This is a genomic window from Microbacterium sp. 20-116 (assembly GCF_041079415.1).
GTDB lineage: Bacteria > Actinomycetota > Actinomycetes > Actinomycetales > Microbacteriaceae > Microbacterium.
The window spans coordinates 88,225-104,310 of sequence record NZ_JBFYGP010000003.1 but is presented as its reverse complement, the minus strand read 5'-3'; the positions used below and the strand labels follow the sequence as shown (position 1 = coordinate 104,310).

21 protein-coding genes are annotated in these 16,086 nt (G+C 67.1%); 18 read left to right on the top strand and 3 right to left on the bottom strand.

All coding sequences use genetic code 11. The features are described 5' to 3' along the window. From rplR to AB6V29_RS07790, 17 genes are all read left to right on the top strand, one after another. Complete coding sequence (gene rplR, locus AB6V29_RS07870) at window positions 1-360, top strand: 50S ribosomal protein L18 (RefSeq protein WP_056226271.1); 360 nt, start codon at window positions 1-3, stop codon at window positions 358-360. Between the two features lie 20 nt (window positions 361-380). Beyond that, entirely contained in the window at window positions 381-1,037 is a 657-nt protein-coding gene (gene rpsE, locus AB6V29_RS07865) for a 30S ribosomal protein S5 (protein WP_225310208.1), read from the top strand. Then, entirely contained in the window at window positions 1,037-1,222 is a 186-nt protein-coding gene (rpmD, locus tag AB6V29_RS07860; protein ID WP_013583998.1) for a 50S ribosomal protein L30, read from the top strand. The genes rpsE and rpmD overlap by 1 nt, the downstream gene beginning before the upstream one ends. Further along, window positions 1,222-1,755, top strand: a complete 534-nt coding sequence (gene rplO / locus AB6V29_RS07855; RefSeq protein ID WP_103206777.1) for a 50S ribosomal protein L15 — start codon at window positions 1,222-1,224, stop codon at window positions 1,753-1,755. Before rpmD ends, rplO begins: the two co-directional genes overlap by 1 nt. Window positions 1,756-1,863: 108 nt before the next feature. Next, window positions 1,864-3,186: a preprotein translocase subunit SecY gene (gene secY / locus AB6V29_RS07850; protein WP_094736370.1), complete on the top strand. Its 1,323-nt coding sequence runs from the start codon at window positions 1,864-1,866 to the stop codon at window positions 3,184-3,186. Beyond that, a complete protein-coding gene (locus AB6V29_RS07845; protein ID WP_307315030.1) occupies window positions 3,183-3,779 on the top strand; it encodes an adenylate kinase in 597 nt (198 codons plus the stop codon). The genes secY and AB6V29_RS07845 overlap by 4 nt, the downstream gene beginning before the upstream one ends. Window position 3,780: 1 nt before the next feature. Beyond that, a complete protein-coding gene (map, locus tag AB6V29_RS07840) occupies window positions 3,781-4,620 on the top strand; it encodes a type I methionyl aminopeptidase (RefSeq protein WP_267786111.1) in 840 nt (279 codons plus the stop codon). Continuing rightward, window positions 4,620-5,324 (top strand): thioredoxin domain-containing protein, encoded by a 705-nt coding sequence (locus tag AB6V29_RS07835; protein WP_307315034.1) that lies wholly within the window; start codon window positions 4,620-4,622, stop codon window positions 5,322-5,324. The genes map and AB6V29_RS07835 overlap by 1 nt, the downstream gene beginning before the upstream one ends. Before the next feature lie 141 nt (window positions 5,325-5,465). Then, window positions 5,466-5,687, top strand: a complete 222-nt coding sequence (infA, locus tag AB6V29_RS07830; protein ID WP_013583992.1) for a translation initiation factor IF-1 — start codon at window positions 5,466-5,468, stop codon at window positions 5,685-5,687. Between the two features lie 59 nt (window positions 5,688-5,746). Beyond that, the gene (rpmJ, locus tag AB6V29_RS07825; protein ID WP_005050492.1) at window positions 5,747-5,863 is read left to right on the top strand and encodes a 50S ribosomal protein L36; all 117 of its coding nucleotides are present in this window, start codon (window positions 5,747-5,749) and stop codon (window positions 5,861-5,863) included. Window positions 5,864-6,005: 142 nt separating this feature from the next. Next, window positions 6,006-6,380, top strand: coding sequence for a 30S ribosomal protein S13 (rpsM, locus tag AB6V29_RS07820; RefSeq protein ID WP_056226287.1), 375 nt, complete (start codon window positions 6,006-6,008; stop codon window positions 6,378-6,380). A 34-nt stretch (window positions 6,381-6,414) separates the two neighbouring features. After that, entirely contained in the window at window positions 6,415-6,813 is a 399-nt protein-coding gene (rpsK, locus tag AB6V29_RS07815; RefSeq protein WP_013583990.1) for a 30S ribosomal protein S11, read from the top strand. Window positions 6,814-7,003: 190 nt separating this feature from the next. Beyond that, window positions 7,004-7,993, top strand: a complete 990-nt coding sequence (locus AB6V29_RS07810; protein WP_056226291.1) for a DNA-directed RNA polymerase subunit alpha — start codon at window positions 7,004-7,006, stop codon at window positions 7,991-7,993. A 41-nt stretch (window positions 7,994-8,034) separates the two neighbouring features. Further along, a complete protein-coding gene (rplQ, locus tag AB6V29_RS07805) occupies window positions 8,035-8,595 on the top strand; it encodes a 50S ribosomal protein L17 (protein WP_369357935.1) in 561 nt (186 codons plus the stop codon). Between the two features lie 84 nt (window positions 8,596-8,679). Beyond that, entirely contained in the window at window positions 8,680-9,537 is an 858-nt protein-coding gene (gene truA / locus AB6V29_RS07800; RefSeq protein ID WP_369357933.1) for a tRNA pseudouridine(38-40) synthase TruA, read from the top strand. Between the two features lie 68 nt (window positions 9,538-9,605). Further along, entirely contained in the window at window positions 9,606-10,298 is a 693-nt protein-coding gene (locus AB6V29_RS07795; RefSeq protein ID WP_307315041.1) for an endonuclease/exonuclease/phosphatase family protein, read from the top strand. Window positions 10,299-10,474: 176 nt separating this feature from the next. After that, on the top strand, window positions 10,475-11,104 hold the full coding sequence (locus AB6V29_RS07790; protein ID WP_307315044.1) for a hypothetical protein: 630 nt from the start codon (window positions 10,475-10,477) through the stop codon (window positions 11,102-11,104). Here the strand turns inward: AB6V29_RS07790 and AB6V29_RS07785 are convergent, their stop codons facing one another. Together AB6V29_RS07785 and AB6V29_RS07780 are read right to left on the bottom strand one after the other, a co-directional pair. Further along, window positions 11,105-12,220, bottom strand: coding sequence for a hypothetical protein (locus AB6V29_RS07785; RefSeq protein ID WP_307315046.1), 1,116 nt, complete (start codon window positions 12,218-12,220; stop codon window positions 11,105-11,107). Then, on the bottom strand, window positions 12,220-13,887 hold the full coding sequence (locus tag AB6V29_RS07780) for a sensor histidine kinase (protein WP_369357931.1): 1,668 nt from the start codon (window positions 13,885-13,887) through the stop codon (window positions 12,220-12,222). Before AB6V29_RS07780 ends, AB6V29_RS07785 begins: the two co-directional genes overlap by 1 nt. 179 nt (window positions 13,888-14,066) lie before the next feature. Here AB6V29_RS07780 and AB6V29_RS07775 point away from each other — a divergent pair, with 179 nt between their 5' ends. After that, window positions 14,067-14,864 carry a fructose 1,6-bisphosphatase gene (locus AB6V29_RS07775; protein WP_369358184.1) on the top strand — a complete coding sequence of 266 codons (798 nt, stop codon included), beginning with the start codon at window positions 14,067-14,069 and terminating at the stop codon, window positions 14,862-14,864. A gap of 6 nt (window positions 14,865-14,870) precedes the next feature. Here the strand turns inward: AB6V29_RS07775 and AB6V29_RS07770 are convergent, their stop codons facing one another. Next, the gene (locus AB6V29_RS07770) at window positions 14,871-15,950 is read right to left on the bottom strand and encodes a hypothetical protein (protein WP_307315052.1); all 1,080 of its coding nucleotides are present in this window, start codon (window positions 15,948-15,950) and stop codon (window positions 14,871-14,873) included. Window positions 15,951-16,086 lie beyond the last annotated feature (136 nt).

Sequence of the window (16,086 nt, the reverse complement as noted above, 5' to 3'; positions counted from 1 at the left end):
ATGGCTGTCAAGACAAAGTCCGTCGCCCGCTCGCGTCGCCACCTGCGTCTTCGCAAGAAGATCGTCGGTACCGAGCTGCGCCCCCGCCTCGTGGTGACGCGTTCCGCCCGCCACGTGTTCGTCCAGGTCGTGGACGACAGCAAGGGCCACACCGTGGCCTCCGCCTCCACCCTCGAGACCGACCTGCGCGGCTTCGACGGTGACAAGACCGCCAAGGCCCGCAAGGTCGGCGAGCTCGTCGCCGAGCGTGCCAAGGCCGCTGGCGTGTCCGACGTCGTGTTCGACCGCGGCGGTAACCGTTACGCCGGTCGTGTCGCCGCGATCGCCGACGGAGCTCGCGAAGGAGGGCTGAACCTGTGAGTGACAACAAGGAGACCGAAGTGACCGAGCAGACTGCACCGGCTGAGGGTGCGGCTGCGGCTCAGGCCCCCGCCGAGCGTGAGCGCGAGCCGCGTCGCGGTGGTCGCGAGCGCAACACCAACCAGCGCGACCGTGGTTCGCGCGACCGCAACGAGAGCCAGTTCCTCGAGCGCGTCGTGACGATCAACCGCGTGTCGAAGGTGGTCAAGGGTGGCCGTCGCTTCAGCTTCACGGCGCTCGTCGTCGTGGGCGATGGCAACGGCGTCGTGGGTGTCGGCTACGGCAAGGCCCGCGAAGTCCCCCTCGCCATCTCGAAGGGTGTCGAAGAGGCCAAGCGCAACTTCTTCCGCGTCCCCCGCTCGGGCTCGACCATCCCTCACCCCGTCCAGGGCGAGGCCGCTGCCGGTGTGGTGCTCCTGCGCCCCGCCGCCGCCGGTACCGGTGTTATCGCCGGTGGTCCCGTCCGCGCCGTCCTCGAGTGCGCCGGCATCCACGATGTCCTCTCGAAGTCGCTCGGCTCGTCGAACACGATCAACATCGTGCACGCGACCGTCGAGGCGCTGAAGTCGCTCGAAGAGCCCCGCGCCGTGGCTGCTCGCCGTGGCCTGGAGTTCGACCAGGTAGCTCCGGCCCGCCTCGTGCGCGCCGAGGCCGCTGCTCAGAAGGTAGGTGCCTGATGGCCGAGCGTCTGAAGGTCACGCAGATCAAGTCCAAGGTGAGCGAGAAGCAGAACCAGCGCGACACGCTGCGTTCGCTCGGTCTCAAGCGGATCGGCGACTCGGTCGTCCGTCCCGACGACGCGCAGACGCGCGGTTACGTCAAGACCGTCGCCCACCTCGTCAAGGTTGAGGAGATCGACTAATGGCTGCCAAGAAGGACGAGACCGCTACGGTCGACGCCCCGAAGAAGGCATCGGCCCGTAAGACGGCCGAGAAGAACGAAGCGCCCGCGGCGCGCCCCGGCGTGCTCAAGGTCCACCACCTGCGTCCCGTCCCGGGAGCTCGTACCGCAAAGACCCGTGTCGGTCGCGGTGAGGGCTCCAAGGGTAAGACGGCCGGTCGCGGTACCAAGGGAACGAAGGCTCGTTACCAGGTCCGTGTGGGCTTCGAGGGTGGGCAGATGCCTCTGCACATGCGCACCCCGAAGCTCCGTGGCTTCAAGAACCCGTTCCGCGTCGAGTACCAGGTCGTGAACCTGGACAAGCTCGGCGAGCTCTACCCGCAGGGTGGCGACGTGACCGTCGCCGACCTGGTGGCCAAGGGCGCTGTCCGCAAGAACGAGAAGGTCAAGGTGCTCGGCACCGGCGACATCTCGGTCGCGCTGACCGTCTCGGTCGACAAGGTCTCCGGCTCCGCTGAGCAGAAGATCGTCGCCGCTGGCGGCTCCGTCAACTGACGCCCGACCCTTGAGGGGCCGGCGGCCTTACGGCCGTCGGCCCCTTCTGGGTTAGTCTGATTTGGTGTGCGCCCTGTCGCGTGCCGAGATCGTTCTGGAGGAATCCCCTTGTTCAGCGCCATAGCGCGGGTTTTCCGCACGCCCGACCTGAGGCGGAAGATCGCCTTCACGCTGGGCATCATCGCCATTTACCGGCTGGGTGCCCACGTGCCGACACCGTTCGTCGACTTCCCGAACGTTCAGCAGTGTCTGAACCAGTCGGGTGGTACCGAGGGCCTGCTGTCCCTGGTCAACCTTTTCTCCGGTGGCGCGCTTCTGCAGCTGTCGATCTTCGCCCTGGGCGTCATGCCGTACATCACGGCGACCATCATCGTGCAGCTGCTGCGCGTGGTGATCCCGCACTTCGAGACCCTGTACAAAGAGGGCCAGGCGGGTCAGGCCAAGCTCACGCAGTACACCCGTTACCTCACGATCGCGCTTGCGCTCCTGCAGTCGACGACGCTTGTCACGGTTGCCCGTTCGGGTCAGCTCTTCGGCTCGGCCGGAGTGCCCGAGTGCCAGCAGCTCCTGACGAACGACATCTGGTGGGCCCAGCTGCTCATGATCATCACGATGACCGCCGGTACGGGCCTGGTCATGTGGTTCGCCGAGCTCGTCACCGAGCGCGGCGTCGGCAACGGCATGTCGATCCTGATCTTCACCTCGATCGCCGCGACCTTCCCCGGCGCCATGATCTCGATCCTCAACGCCCGCGGTGTCGAGGTCTTCCTCCTCGTGCTCGCCGTCAGCATCGTGATCGTCGCCCTCGTGGTGTTCGTCGAGCAGTCTCAGCGACGGATCCCGGTGCAGTACGCCAAACGGATGGTCGGTCGCCGCACGTACGGCGGCACCAACACCTACATTCCGATCAAGGTCAACATGGCCGGCGTCGTCCCCGTGATCTTCGCCTCGTCGCTTCTGTACATCCCGGCGCTCATCGCGCAGTTCAATCAGCCTCAGGCCGGCCAGGAACCGGCCGCCTGGGTCACGTGGATCTCGCAGTACCTCACGCGCGGGGACCACCCGCTCTACATGCTCGTCTACTTCCTGCTGATCATCGGGTTCGCGTACTTCTACGTCGCGATCACCTTCAACCCGGTCGACGTGGCGGACAACATGAAGAAGTACGGCGGATTCATCCCCGGTATCCGCGCCGGCCGCCCGACTGCCGAGTACCTCGACTACGTGCTCACGCGCATCACGCTCCCGGGCTCGATCTACCTGGGTCTGATCGCACTGCTTCCTCTCGTGGCCCTGGCCACCGTGGGCGCGAACCAGAACTTCCCGTTCGGTGGAGCGTCGATCCTCATTATCGTGGGTGTCGGTCTCGAGACGGTGAAGCAAATCGACGCGCAGCTTCAGCAGCGTCACTACGAAGGGCTGCTGCGATGACCGCTCGCCTTCTGATCGTCGGCCCACAGGGCTCGGGCAAGGGGACGCAGGGCGTCCGTGTCGGCGAAGCCTTCGGCATCCCGGTCGTCTCGACGGGCGACGTGTTCCGCGCCAACGTCAAGGACGGCACGGAGCTCGGCCTCCAGGTGAAGTCGATCATCGACGCCGGAGATCTCGTCCCCGACGAACTGACCAGCGCTGTCGTCCGCGATCGCCTCGCGCAGGCGGACGCTGCAGAGGGCTTCCTGCTCGACGGGTACCCCCGAAACCTCGCTCAGGTGCTGCACCTCGACGAGTTCCTGGAGGGGCGCGACGAGTCGCTCGATGCCGTGATCGCACTCGTCGTGCCGCGTGAGGAGTCTCTGGCACGGCTGACCGCGCGCGCCGCCGAGCAGGGGCGCGCCGACGACACCGAAGAGGCCATCGCCACCCGCCTGGGCATCTACGAGCGTGAGACGGCTCCCATCCTCGATGTCTACGGCACGCGCGGGATCGTCGATGAGATCGACGGCGTCGGCAGCCTCGACGAGGTCACGGCCCGGATTTTCGCCGCGCTCGAAGCGCGCGGTCTCGGCGCGACCCCGGCCACCTGACGTGGGGCTGCGCTCCTCGATCTACAAGAAGCCCGCACAGCTGCGGTCGATGATCGAACCCGGTCTGATCACCGCGGATGCTCTGGCTGCCGTGCGATCGCTCATTGCGCCCGGCGTGACGACGCTCGAACTCGACGCGGCCGCGTCCGCGTCGATCGCGGCGCGGGGGGCGAAGTCCAACTTCCAGATGGTTCGCGGCTATCGACACACGATCTGCGCCTCGGTGAACGAGCAGGTGGTTCACGGCATCCCGAATGACCGCCCGCTGCAGGCGGGAGACATCCTCTCGGTCGACGCGGGAGCGGAGTTCCAGGGGTGGAACGGCGACTCCGCTTTCACGGTCATCGTGCCAGGTGAGGCTCCCGAGGCGCTCGTGGCTCCGCGCAGGAGACTCTCGGAGGTGACCGAGGGGTCCCTCTGGGCCGGTATCGCCGCGCTCAGTCGGGCGAGCCATCTCTCCGAGGTCGGCGCCGCCATCGAGCAGTACATCGAGGACAACGCCCCCGAGGGGGGCTACGGCATCCTTCGCGATTACGTGGGTCATGGCATCGGCCGGAAGATGCACGAATCGCCGAGCATCTTCAACTATGCCGTCGCCGATCGCGGCCCCGAGGTGCGCCCCGGCCTGGCCGTGGCGATCGAGCCGATGGTCGTCATCGGTGACCAAGAGACGTTCACCGAGGACGACGGGTGGACCGTTTCGACGGTGGACGGCACAGCCGGCTCCCACTGGGAACATAGTGTCGCCGTGCATGATGGAGGCATCTGGGTCCTCACCGCGCACGATGGCGGTGCCGAGAAACTGGCGCCTTTCGGTGTGGTGCCGAAGGAGATCGACTGATGATGATGGCCGCTGCGCGCAAGACCACGAACTGGTTCGCGATCGGGGTGACCGCTGCCGCGCTGGTGGTGGTTCTGATCGTCGGGGGAGTGGTGTGGTTCGCCAACAGCCAGGCCACCTCGCCGGGTACGCTGCCGCAGGCTTCGGCCGTCAACACCGAGACCGGGGCGATCTCCGTCGGTACCGGAGACAAGACCGTCGACACCTACATCGACTTCATGTGTCCCGTGTGCAATTCGTTCGAGCAGGCCTACGGCCCGACCCTGCAGCAGCTCGTCGACGACAGCACCATCACGCTGAAGATCCACCCGATCGCGATCCTCGACCGGCTGTCCCAGGGCACTCAGTACTCGACACGTGCGGCCAATGCCGCCTACTGCGTCGCGGTGGACGACTCCGCGAACATCCCCGCCTTCGTGAAGGCGCTGTATGCGCAGCAGCCCAAGGAGAACACCGCGGGACTCGACGACACCACCCTCGCCTCCATCGCCACGTCGGCCGGGGCATCGGATGCCGTGTCCTCGTGCATCACGTCGGGCACCTACACGAAGTTCGTGACCGCGATGACGCAGAAGACCCCGTTGCAGCCGAACGCGACGAGCGTGGCCACCCCGACGATCGCGGTGAACGGCACCGTCCTGCAGAACCAGACCGACCTCTCGGGCGACCCGCAGAAGGACATCGTCGCGCGCCTCAACGGCTGACGCGGCTCCCGGCGAGTTGCCGGGTCGGGCATTACCACGTATGCTTGATCTTTGGTGCGTTGCGCCTTCATTGGCGTGTCGACGTATCGAACCCCCATCCACCGCAGACCGGCCGGTCTGCAACTGAGCGTGAGCGAGTTTATGGCGAAGAAAGACGGTGTCATCGAGATCGAGGGCACGGTGTCCGAAGCACTGCCCAACGCGATGTTCCGTGTCGAGCTGACGAACGGGCACAAAGTGCTCGCAACCATCTCGGGCAAGATGCGGCAAAACTACATCCGCATCATCCCGGAGGACCGCGTCGTCGTCGAACTGAGCCCCTACGACCTCACCCGTGGTCGTATCGTCTACCGCTACCGCTGAGTCCGGCCGAGAAGTAACGACCGCAACCGCGAGTCGAAGACAGCGAAATCAGGAACATCATGAAGGTCAACCCCTCCGTCAAGCCCATCTGCGACCACTGCAAGGTGATCCGTCGTCACGGGCGCGTGATGGTGATCTGCAAGAGCAACCCGCGCCACAAGCAGCGCCAGGGCTGAGCTTCCAGCTCGACACCTTTCCAACTGAATACACAACGGCAGGATCAGATCCCATCCGCTCGCGCGGTCGGGGGACACCTCGGGTCGGAGGCCCGAGCACCGGTCCTGCTCCACACCTCCAACACACTCTGAGGAGAGCCGCATGGCACGTCTTGCCGGCGTCGACATCCCGCGCGATAAGCGCGTGGTGATCGCACTTACTTACATCTACGGCGTGGGTCGCACCCGCTCCGTCGAGATCCTGAACGCAACGGACATCAGCCAGGACATCCGCGTCAAGGACCTCACCGACGACCAGTTGGTCGCTCTGCGCGACCACATCGAAGGCACTTACAAGGTGGAGGGTGACCTCCGTCGCGAGGTCGCCGCCGACATCCGCCGCAAGGTCGAGATCGGTTCCTACGAGGGCCTGCGCCACCGCCGCGGCCTCCCCGTGCGCGGCCAGCGCACGAAGACGAACGCGCGTACCCGCAAGGGCCCCAAGCGCACGGTCGCCGGCAAGAAGAAGGCGCGCTAGGCCTCCGCCGGCGCAGGATTCAGGAGAACCGCACATGGCACAGGCCAAGTCCGCCGCGCGCAAGCCGCGTCGCAAAGAGAAGAAGAACATCGCCGTGGGTCAGGCCCACATCAAGTCGACGTTCAACAACACCATCGTTTCGATCACCGACCCCTCGGGTGCCGTCATCAGCTGGGCTTCGTCCGGCGGTGTCGGGTTCAAGGGCTCGCGCAAGTCGACGCCGTACGCCGCAGGCATGGCCGCGGAGTCGGCCGCTCGCCAGGCACAGGAGCACGGCGTCAAGAAGGTCGACGTCTTCGTGAAGGGTCCGGGTTCGGGTCGTGAGACCGCGATCCGTTCGCTGACCGCGGCCGGCCTCGAGGTCGGTTCGATCCAGGACGTGACGCCCCAGGCCCACAACGGCTGCCGTCCGCCCAAGCGTCGCCGCGTCTGACGCGATCCGTTCCCGGGGAGTGCTCGCCACTCCCCGGGAACGCCGCGCTCACGCGCGACCTCAGACTTCCGGATGCCGCGACGCACCCTCGACGCCATCGTCGGGGCTCACGGCATCCCGCGAGTACAACTCAACACCTCACCCCATTACACGTGTCATATAGCGGGCACGTGATCGAAAGGAACACATAGTGCTCATCGCACAGCGTCCCACTCTGACCGAGGAGAAGATCGGGGAGTTCCGCAGCCGTTTCGTCATCGAGCCGCTGGAGCCCGGCTTCGGTTACACGATCGGCAACGCGCTGCGTCGCAGCCTCCTGTCGTCGATCCCCGGCGCGGCCGTCACGAGCATCCGCATCGACGGCGTCCTGCACGAGTTCAGCACGATCCCGGGCGTGAAGGAAGACGTCACCGAGATCATCCTGAACATCAAGCAGCTGGTCGTCTCGAGCGAGCGCGACGAGCCCATCACGGCGTACCTGCGCAAGACCGGCGCCGGTGAGGTCACCGCCGCCGACATCTCCGCTCCCGCGGGTGTCGAGGTGCACAACCCCGAGCTGGTCATCGCCACGCTGAACGACACGGCGAAGTTCGAGCTCGAGCTCACCATCGAGCGTGGCCGCGGCTACGTCTCGGCGACCCAGAACCGCAACGAGTACGCCGAGGCCGGTCAGATCCCGATCGACTCGATCTACTCGCCCGTGCTCAAGGTCAGCTACCGCGTCGACGCCACCCGTGCCGGTGAGCGTACCGACTTCGACAAGCTCGTCCTCGACGTCGAGTCGAAGGCCTCGATCGCCCCGCGCGACGCCGTGGCCTCCGCCGGTCGCACCCTCGTCGAGCTCTTCGGCCTCGCCCGTGAGCTGAACGTCGAGGCCGAGGGCATCGAGATCGGCCCCGCGCCGGTCGAGACCGTCCTCTCCAACGAGCTGTCGATGCCGATCGAGGATCTCGATCTGTCGGTCCGCTCGTACAACTGCCTCAAGCGCGAGGGCATCAACACCGTTTCGGAGCTGGTCGCCCTTTCCGAGACGCAGTTGATGAACATCCGCAACTTCGGTCAGAAGTCGGTCGACGAGGTGCGCGACAAGCTCACCTCCCTCGGCCTGTCGCTCAAGGACTCGGTGCCCGGCTTCGACGGCGCCCAGTTCTACAGCGGCTACGACGAAGAAACCGTCTGACCCTGTCGGACCCGACCGAACCTCTCCTGGAGTAATACGACATGCCTAAGCCCACGAAGGGTCCCCGCCTCGGAGGCGGCCCGGCCCACGAGCGTCTGCTTCTCGCGAACCTCGCGGCAGCTCTTTACACGCACAAGTCCATCAAGACGACCGAGACCAAGGCCAAGCGCCTGCGTCCGCTCGCCGAGCGCCTCATCACCTTCGCCAAGCGTGGCGACCTCCACGCGCGTCGTCGCGTGCTGAGCGTCATCGGCGACAAAGAGGTCGTGCACACCCTCTTCACCGAGATCGCGCCGCTGGTGGCCGAGCGTGACGGCGGGTACACCCGCATCACCAAGGTCGGCAACCGCAAGGGCGACAACGCTCCCATGGCCGTGATCGAGCTCGTCCTCGAGCCCGTCGCGAAGAAGGCGTCCAACAAGGCTGCTGCGGCTCCCGCCGCCGTGGCTGCGCCGGCCGTCGAGGAGCCCGTCGCGGATGAGGCCGCCGCCGAGGAGACCTCCACGGACGAGGCCGCCGCCGCCGGCGCCGAGTCGCCCGAGGAAGGCGCCGCCGCCGAGGCTGCAGCCGACGACGCCGTCCAGGACGACGCCAAGGCCTGAGCCTTCTCGCTCGCACGAAGCCCCCACCCGACTCGGGTGGGGGCTTCGTCGTCTTCGCTGTGCGCGCGCTCTTAGGCTTGACCCGTGCGCATCCGACTCGACATCGCCTACGACGGTTCGCATTTCCGCGGGTGGGCCCGTCAACCGGGGCTACGGACCGTGCAGGGCGAGCTGGAGAGCGCTCTTGCTCGCGTCGTCGGAGGCGATCCGCGACTCGTCGTCGCCGGGCGGACCGATGCGGGAGTGCACGCTAGGGGCCAGGTCGCCCATCTCGACCTCGATGAGGAGCAGGCGGCTCGTCTGCCGCGGCGCCGTCGGGACAACGACGAACTCGACGCGATCGCGGCCCTCGCGGGTCGTCTTCGCGGCATCCTGGGCGGGTACGCCGACGTGACGGTCCTACGGACCTCGCTCGCCCCCGCTGGATTCGATGCGCGGTTCTCGGCCGTCTGGCGGCGGTACAGCTATCGTCTCGCCGACGCCACGGCGGGATACGACCCGCTCGAAAGGCAGCGGACGACGTACGTTCGAAGCATCCTCGATGGACAGGCGATGGATGCCGCGGCCTCACGCCTCATCGGCCTCCACGATTTCGCCGCCTACTGCAAGGCCCGCGAGGGCGCGACGACCATTCGGACGCTTCTCGAATACGACTGGCGTCGGGACGACACCGGGGTGCTGGTGGCGAACGTCCGGGCCGATGCCTTCTGTCACAGCATGGTGCGCGCTCTCGTGGGTGCGTGTGTCGCGGTGGGGGAAGGGCGCATCGGGATCGACGACGTGGTCGCGATCCGGGAGGCGCGCATGCGGATTCCGGAGACGAAGGTCCTGGCCGCGCGGGGCCTGGTTCTCGCCGAAGTGGGTTATCCCGCGGACGAGCTGCTCGCCGCTCGCGCGGAGCAGACGCGGAACCGTCGCGATGCCGAGGATACGGCTCCCTGATCTCGTCGGGAGAACCATGTGCAACCCCTCGGTGATGCTGCTGCGGGCGGACGTATGCTGACATCGCCATGAAGGTCATCTCGTACAACCTCAACAAGCACCGGGCCGCCGGTGAGCTCGTCGCCCTCGTAGAGAATCACGAGGCCGATGTTCTCTGCCTGCAGGAATGCGACAGTACGGACATCCCGGATCACATCGGCGGGCTCCGTTTGGCGGAGGCGACGCAGCGCAACCGTCTCGGCCTGGCCCTCTACTACCGGGAGAACACGTTCCGGGCCGAGGACGTCCGTGCGATCGGTTTGAAGAAGTCTCTGCACGACCGTGTGCTCAAGCCCGCGGAGGAGCGCATGCTCGGCGTGCGGCTGCGCGACATCGACCACGGACGCGACGTCATCGTGGCATCGTTCCACGCCGCGCCACTGACGGCGCTCAACTCTCTGCGCCGACACCAGATCCGCACCGCGCTGTCGGAGCTGCAGAACCTCGGACCGGGTCTTCCCGCGCTCATGGTCGGGGACTACAACTACCCGGTCTTCAAGGAGAACCTCGGTCAGAAGGTCCGTGATCAGGGCTACGAGCTGACGCTCAGCGATACCCGCACCTACACGCGCTACCGGTTCTTCCGAGGACATTACGATTTCGCGACGTCCATCGGGTTCGACATCGCGCACATCAAGACACTGCCTCAGGGACTCAGCGACCACCTACCGATCCTCATCACCGCCGACGTGACGCAGGGACGCGGGTCCGGGGCCGTCTGAGGGCCGGTGCGCCCGTGCGCTCCGCCCGCCAAGGCCGTCAGGATGCTCCCTTCGTCCGTCGTTCGCCGATCGACCCGTCGGCCCGTGGTGTTGCATACGGAGAGACCGCGGGGGGAGACCGACCGCCCTCATCCTCCGGCCACCTACACTGGGGGAAACGATCCGGGGGAGGATTCATGGTGCTCGCAGGGCGTCGCGGCAGGGCAGTGATCGGCGTTGCCGTGGCGGTGTCGGCCCTCCTCGGTCTCACCGGGTGTGGAGCGCCTCCGTGGGCCCAGGGCGGCGGTGAGTCCCCGGAGTCGCCCTCGCCGTCGGCGACGGTGACGGCCGCGCCGCAGCCTGTCCGTAACGACCTGTCGAGTGGATCCACGCAGCGTGCGCTGACGGCCGGCTCGGTGGCCGCAACGGTGAACTACTGGTCGACCCTGTCGATGGATCGTTGGACGGCGACGGCTCTCAAACCCGTGAACCTGTCGATGGAGACGACGGTGACGCCCAACGACGGGCAGAAGGTGTATCTCCAGCGCGCCACGATGACAGCTGTTCCGGGGAACGCGTCGCAGTCCTTCTCGGCGCTCGCCCCGCAGAGTGATCAGACGGATGCGCCCGGCTACCTCGTTCTGTCGCCCTACAGCTACTCGCAGACCTTCAACGTCGGCGAGGTGCCCGCGGAGGCGACGTTCGTCACCTTGCAGTTCACGTTCGAGTTCCTCGTGCAGACCACCCCGACCTCCAACGAGTTCGCGAAGCAGACGGCGAGTGACACACTGACCGTCGCGATCGCCGGCGGGGGCGCCGGCGGTTGATCAGGGTCGGACGCGCTCCCAGCGATCGCCGCCCTGACGGGTGGCCTCACCGGCCGCGGCATCCGCATCGACGATGAGCGCAGCGAGGTCGTAGTCGGCTGTCTCCGCCGGCACCCACCCGATGCTCGCCGAGAGCTGGATGTCGACGCAGGAGGAGACATCGAGCTCCGTGATCTGTCGAAGAAGGGTACGCACGTGCTCGCGCAACACCGAGTCGGGGCGTGAGACGACGACGACCACTCGTCCTCGGATCTCCCGGCCGAGGTCCGCCTCGGCAGGGAAAGTGTCGGCGACGAGGGCCTCGAACTGACTCACGAGACGTAGCCAACCGCTTTCGCCAGCGGCGCTGCGCAGCTGAGCGGGGTCGTCGAGCCGAACCGTCAGCACTGCCCACGACTCTTCCCGTGCGCGGCGGGCTCGAGCCAGACGGTCTGACGCGGTGACGATGAAATGCGGCCAACTCGATGCCGCGCGACGCCCGCTGGGCGATACTGACGTGAAGTACAAAAGGGATACGGTCGCGCACACCAGGAAGATGAGCATTCCGAGCCCGTTGAGCACTCGAGGCAGCTCGAGGTCGCCCAGGGTCGTGGGCGCGGCGAGCCCCGACACGAGCGTGCCGATACCGAGTGCGACGAAGGCGGACGAGACCACCGTCAAAGGCAGGGCGAGCCTCTCGAGACGGTCGGCCGCCCGTCGCAGCTCCCACACGGTGAGCCCGGCGAACACGGATGACCCGAGGAAAGCCAAGCGGAACGCGAGGCCGTAGGCGCTGATCTCGTCCATGAGCACGAAGACGGCGGCGGTCGTCACCGCTTGGACTGCGCCCACCCAGGAAAAGGCAGGTGCACCGCGTCGCGCGCGGAAACCCGACCAGATCAGTGCGGGTGCGCCGAGCATGAGGCCGAGACCCGCGCGGCGGATGGTCTCATCGTTCATGATCCCGCCCGTCACCGAGACCCAGGTGCTCGACATCGCCAGAACGAACGCCAGGGACCACAGAAGGGCGGAGCGGGAGGGGCGGTGCAGAAATCCCAGACCGATGATCATCAGGCTGCCGAGAGTGGCGACCGTGGCCTGAGCCAAACCCAGGTTCGTCAGGACATCGGACGGCATCACGGTGTTCCAGCCTCGACGCGGGAGGGGAGGATGACCGTCACCGTCGTGCCGGCACCCAACTCGCTCTCGAGGAAGAGAGAACCTCCCTGTTCCTCGACGATGCTCCGGATGATGCCCATGCCGAGTCCGGTGCCGGGGGTGGGGCTCTCTCGCACCGACTGCGCGCGGAAGTACGGGTCGAAGACCCGCTCGAGGTCGTCGGGATGGATGCCGATGCCGGTGTCGGCGAAGTGGAGGACGACGTCGTCTGGTGAGAGTTCGCCGGAGATGCGGATCGTTCCTCCCGCGGGCGTGTACTTGATCGCGTTGCTCAGGATGTTGTCGAACGCCTGCCGAAGGCGGAATGCGTCCCCGACCACCTCTGCGGTGTCGGGCAGGTCGTCCACCACGCTCACGCGGCGTGCCGCCGCGGCCGGGCGGAAAGACGCCAGCGACGAGGCGATGATGCGGCTGGCATCGGCGGCGCCGGGGGAGGAGGATTCGCGGAACACCCCCCTCGAGGTGGCGAGGATCTCGGAGATGAGCTTCTGCATGCGCTCGCCGGCGCCGGCGATCACCTCGAGCTGCTCTCGCACCTTGGGCGAGAGGTCGGGGTCGTCGAGGGCGAGATCGGCGTGGCCGATGATGGCGGTCAGCGGGTTACGCAACTCATGAGACACCGTCGCCGCGAGGCGCTCGCGCGCACGTTCGGACTCGATCAGCGCGGTGATGTCGTGGACGATGAGCAGCGTGCTCTCGGGCTCGTCGGAGGAGACGAGTCGGCGTGTCGATGCCGAGAGCGCGTGCCATTCGCCGTGGGGATCGAAGAGCCAGACGCGCTCGTCGTCGAACTGCTCTCCGCGCGATGCCCGCGCGAAGGGACGCTCGGCCTCGGGGAGGGGCTCTCCGCGGAGCGTCGCGTATTCGACCGCCGCCCCCGGACGCTGCGGTTCGTCGCGTTCGACCCCGTACAGGGCGACATACGTATCGTTCAGCGCCAGCACTTCGCCGTCCACGGACAGGCGGGCGATGCCGGTGTCGAGCCCGTTCAGCATCTGCGACACCCGGCGTTCCTGGCCCGACACGCGCTGGAGGGTCCCCTGGAGTCGGCTGGCCTGGCGCCGCAGCAATTGCTTGAACGCCCTCGTCTGCCGCGCTGAGAGGAAGGAGGTGATGCCGATGAACGTCAGGGAGAGCAGAACGACGATCAGTCTGAGCGCTGTCACCGGGCCGGAGGCGTTCACCGTGGCGTCCACCACGATGATCATGCCGACCGTGCTGAGCGCGGAGATGAGGTACACGAGGGTGAAGTGGGTGGCGATCCAGATGATGGGAAAGACCCAGAAGAAACCGAAGCGCAGATCGGTGCCGAAGCTCAGAAGACCGATGCCGAGGATGTCGCCGAACGGAACGGCCGCGACCACGGACCGGGGGATCTTCTGCCAGGGCACGACGATCGCTATCGCCGTCAGGGCGATGATGACGCCCACGCCGGAGGAGAACGGCCACAGGGAGAACAGGGACGGCTCGAGAGCCTGGACCAGCAGGACCGTGATGACGACGCTCGCCCCCAGAACGAGCTGAAGAAGCCAAATCGACCGGGTGCGGCTGCCCGGGTTGGTCGCGTCGTCGTCGGGGATGCCCTCCGAAGGAATCGCCGGAGGAACGCTCCTCATGGATGCCATTCTCCGAGTGTATAGAGAGTGGTGTAGTCTTCTGCGCGCCATCCTGTCTCTGCTCGCCCCGCGTGGTCCCGATCACGCCGTCCGGTCAGACTCCCCCTGAGGCCTGCATCCCGCAGTGTGATGGTCGATCATCGACCTCCCGCGCGTTCCGCGCCCTTCCTCAGGAGACACCTGTGAGCATGCCCTCTCGCCGTCGTGTGCGCGCAGCAGCCGCGACCGTCGCCCTCGCCCTCGCCCTGCCGACCGTCCTGTCCGGTTGCAGCCAGATCACCGATGTGCTCGGTGCGTTCCCCGGGCAGGCGGGGAGCAACCAGTCCGTCGTCGTGGCGACGCCCGCGCCGCAGGCCTCGGCGGGGACCAAGCCTTTCGACTCCCAGTTCACCTACGACGGGTCGGTGCGGCTGACCTCGGAGGTCGCCGACGGCCTCGAGCTGCGCCTCGATGTCTGGGCGGTCGACCCCAAGCGCACGATGGAGTGGACCGCGACGAACGAGAAGCAGCTCGGTTTCGCCGTCAACATCGTCGACGATCGCGTCGACGAGAAGGCGGTCCTCGCGCAGAAGCGGCGCGTCTACGTGTCGTCCATCTCCATCACCTCGCAGACCGCTCAGACCGGCGGCCAGGTCTCGAACCCGTTCCAGTTCAGCGCCGATCCGCGAACGCTAGTCCCTTCGGACACCCTGCGTTCGGACCGGGGGCTTCTCCTCAACAGCTTCCAGGGCGGACTCCTGGTGCCGACGACGTCCATCCGCCAGCTCCCGGCAGACACGTACGGCATCACGCTGGAGTTCGCACTGAACGTGGCTGTCGAGGGCGCCGCGAACACGGACTCCTCCTTCAGCCAGCAGACCGTGTACCAGTACCTCCCCATCGCGATCTTCGCGGACGAGGGACAGTCCTCGAGCGGCACCAGCACGGGCACATCGACCTCGACCGGGCGCGCTCCGGGCTGGGGCATGTCGACCGACCAGGGCTGACCCGCCTCAGTCGGCTCTCGGCTGCCGCAGGCGAGGCCGCGCCCGGCGGCTCTCCATGAGCCACGAGAGATCGTCGACGTCCCTCAGAAGGTAGTGCTCGAAGACGAGGTCGGGGACGTCGTCGTAGTCGATCGAGGGCATGCGTCGCGCGAATGCGCGTCGCAAAGACTCCTCGACCTCTGCCGCAGTTGTCGCGGCGGGGTGGACGAGGAAGACCGTGTCGCGGGTGGGCATCCCGGTCACGACATCGGGTACGACGTCGGCGGCGGCGTCCGACACGGTGCGCAGCATCGTTTCGCCGCGCTCGCTGCTGTGGGCAGCGCGGATCAGATTGATCTCGGGAACGCGCACGAGGGTCGCCCGCACACCGGGGTGCTCGACGAGGAGTCGGGCGGTCTCGCGACGCAGAGTTCCACGGTCGTGCGCACGGGTGCCGGGAGCGGGGTCGTCGTCGAGCTGACGGCCGATCCATACGGCGCCGACCGAGACCAGCGCGATCGCGATCGCGCTGACCGCAGCCGTGGTCTCGGGGGAGACGGGGCCCTGACGCAGCAGCGGCGCCATACCGGAGACGGCGGCGGCGGCCAGGCGGGCGAGGTTGTAGAGCGCGTACAGGCTCAGGGTCCAGGAGAGCAGACGAGCTCCGCTCAGTCGCCCCACGGGAGAGCGAGCGCACTCGAGCGCACCGAGAGCCGAGAACACGACGAGGCCGGCCGTCTTCAGGAGGGTTGCATCGTCGAGGGGCACGAGGAAGGTCAAGCCCAAGAGCAGGATGCCACCGGCGCCGGTGCTGATCGCGCCGATCGCGCGCCGACCGTTCAGTCGTCGCGCGCCCGCCCAGAGAAGACCGACCGCCATGACGTTGGTCGCGTTCCCGGCGGCCGCGGCTGCCACGGAGTCCCACGCGGTCTCCATCACGTTCAGCGCTCCGCACAGTAAAGCGGCGATGGCCGCCATGCCGAAGTACCGGACCATGTCCGCGCGTGGTCCGCCGCGGTCGTCCTCGGGTCGCCCGTGCGCCAGGAACAGCATGGTGAGGGCGACGCCCGCGGCGGCGATGGATGCCAGCAGAGCGAGGACGATCACGGACGGTCGTCTCCTTCAGGTGCCCGTCGCAATCTTGCGGAAATCTTGCGGGGACGGTGGTCGTGTGCAGCGGTCGTCTTGCGGCGAACCTACCAGAGTGGAACTCGGCCGATACGCCGCGAGAACCGACAGGAAG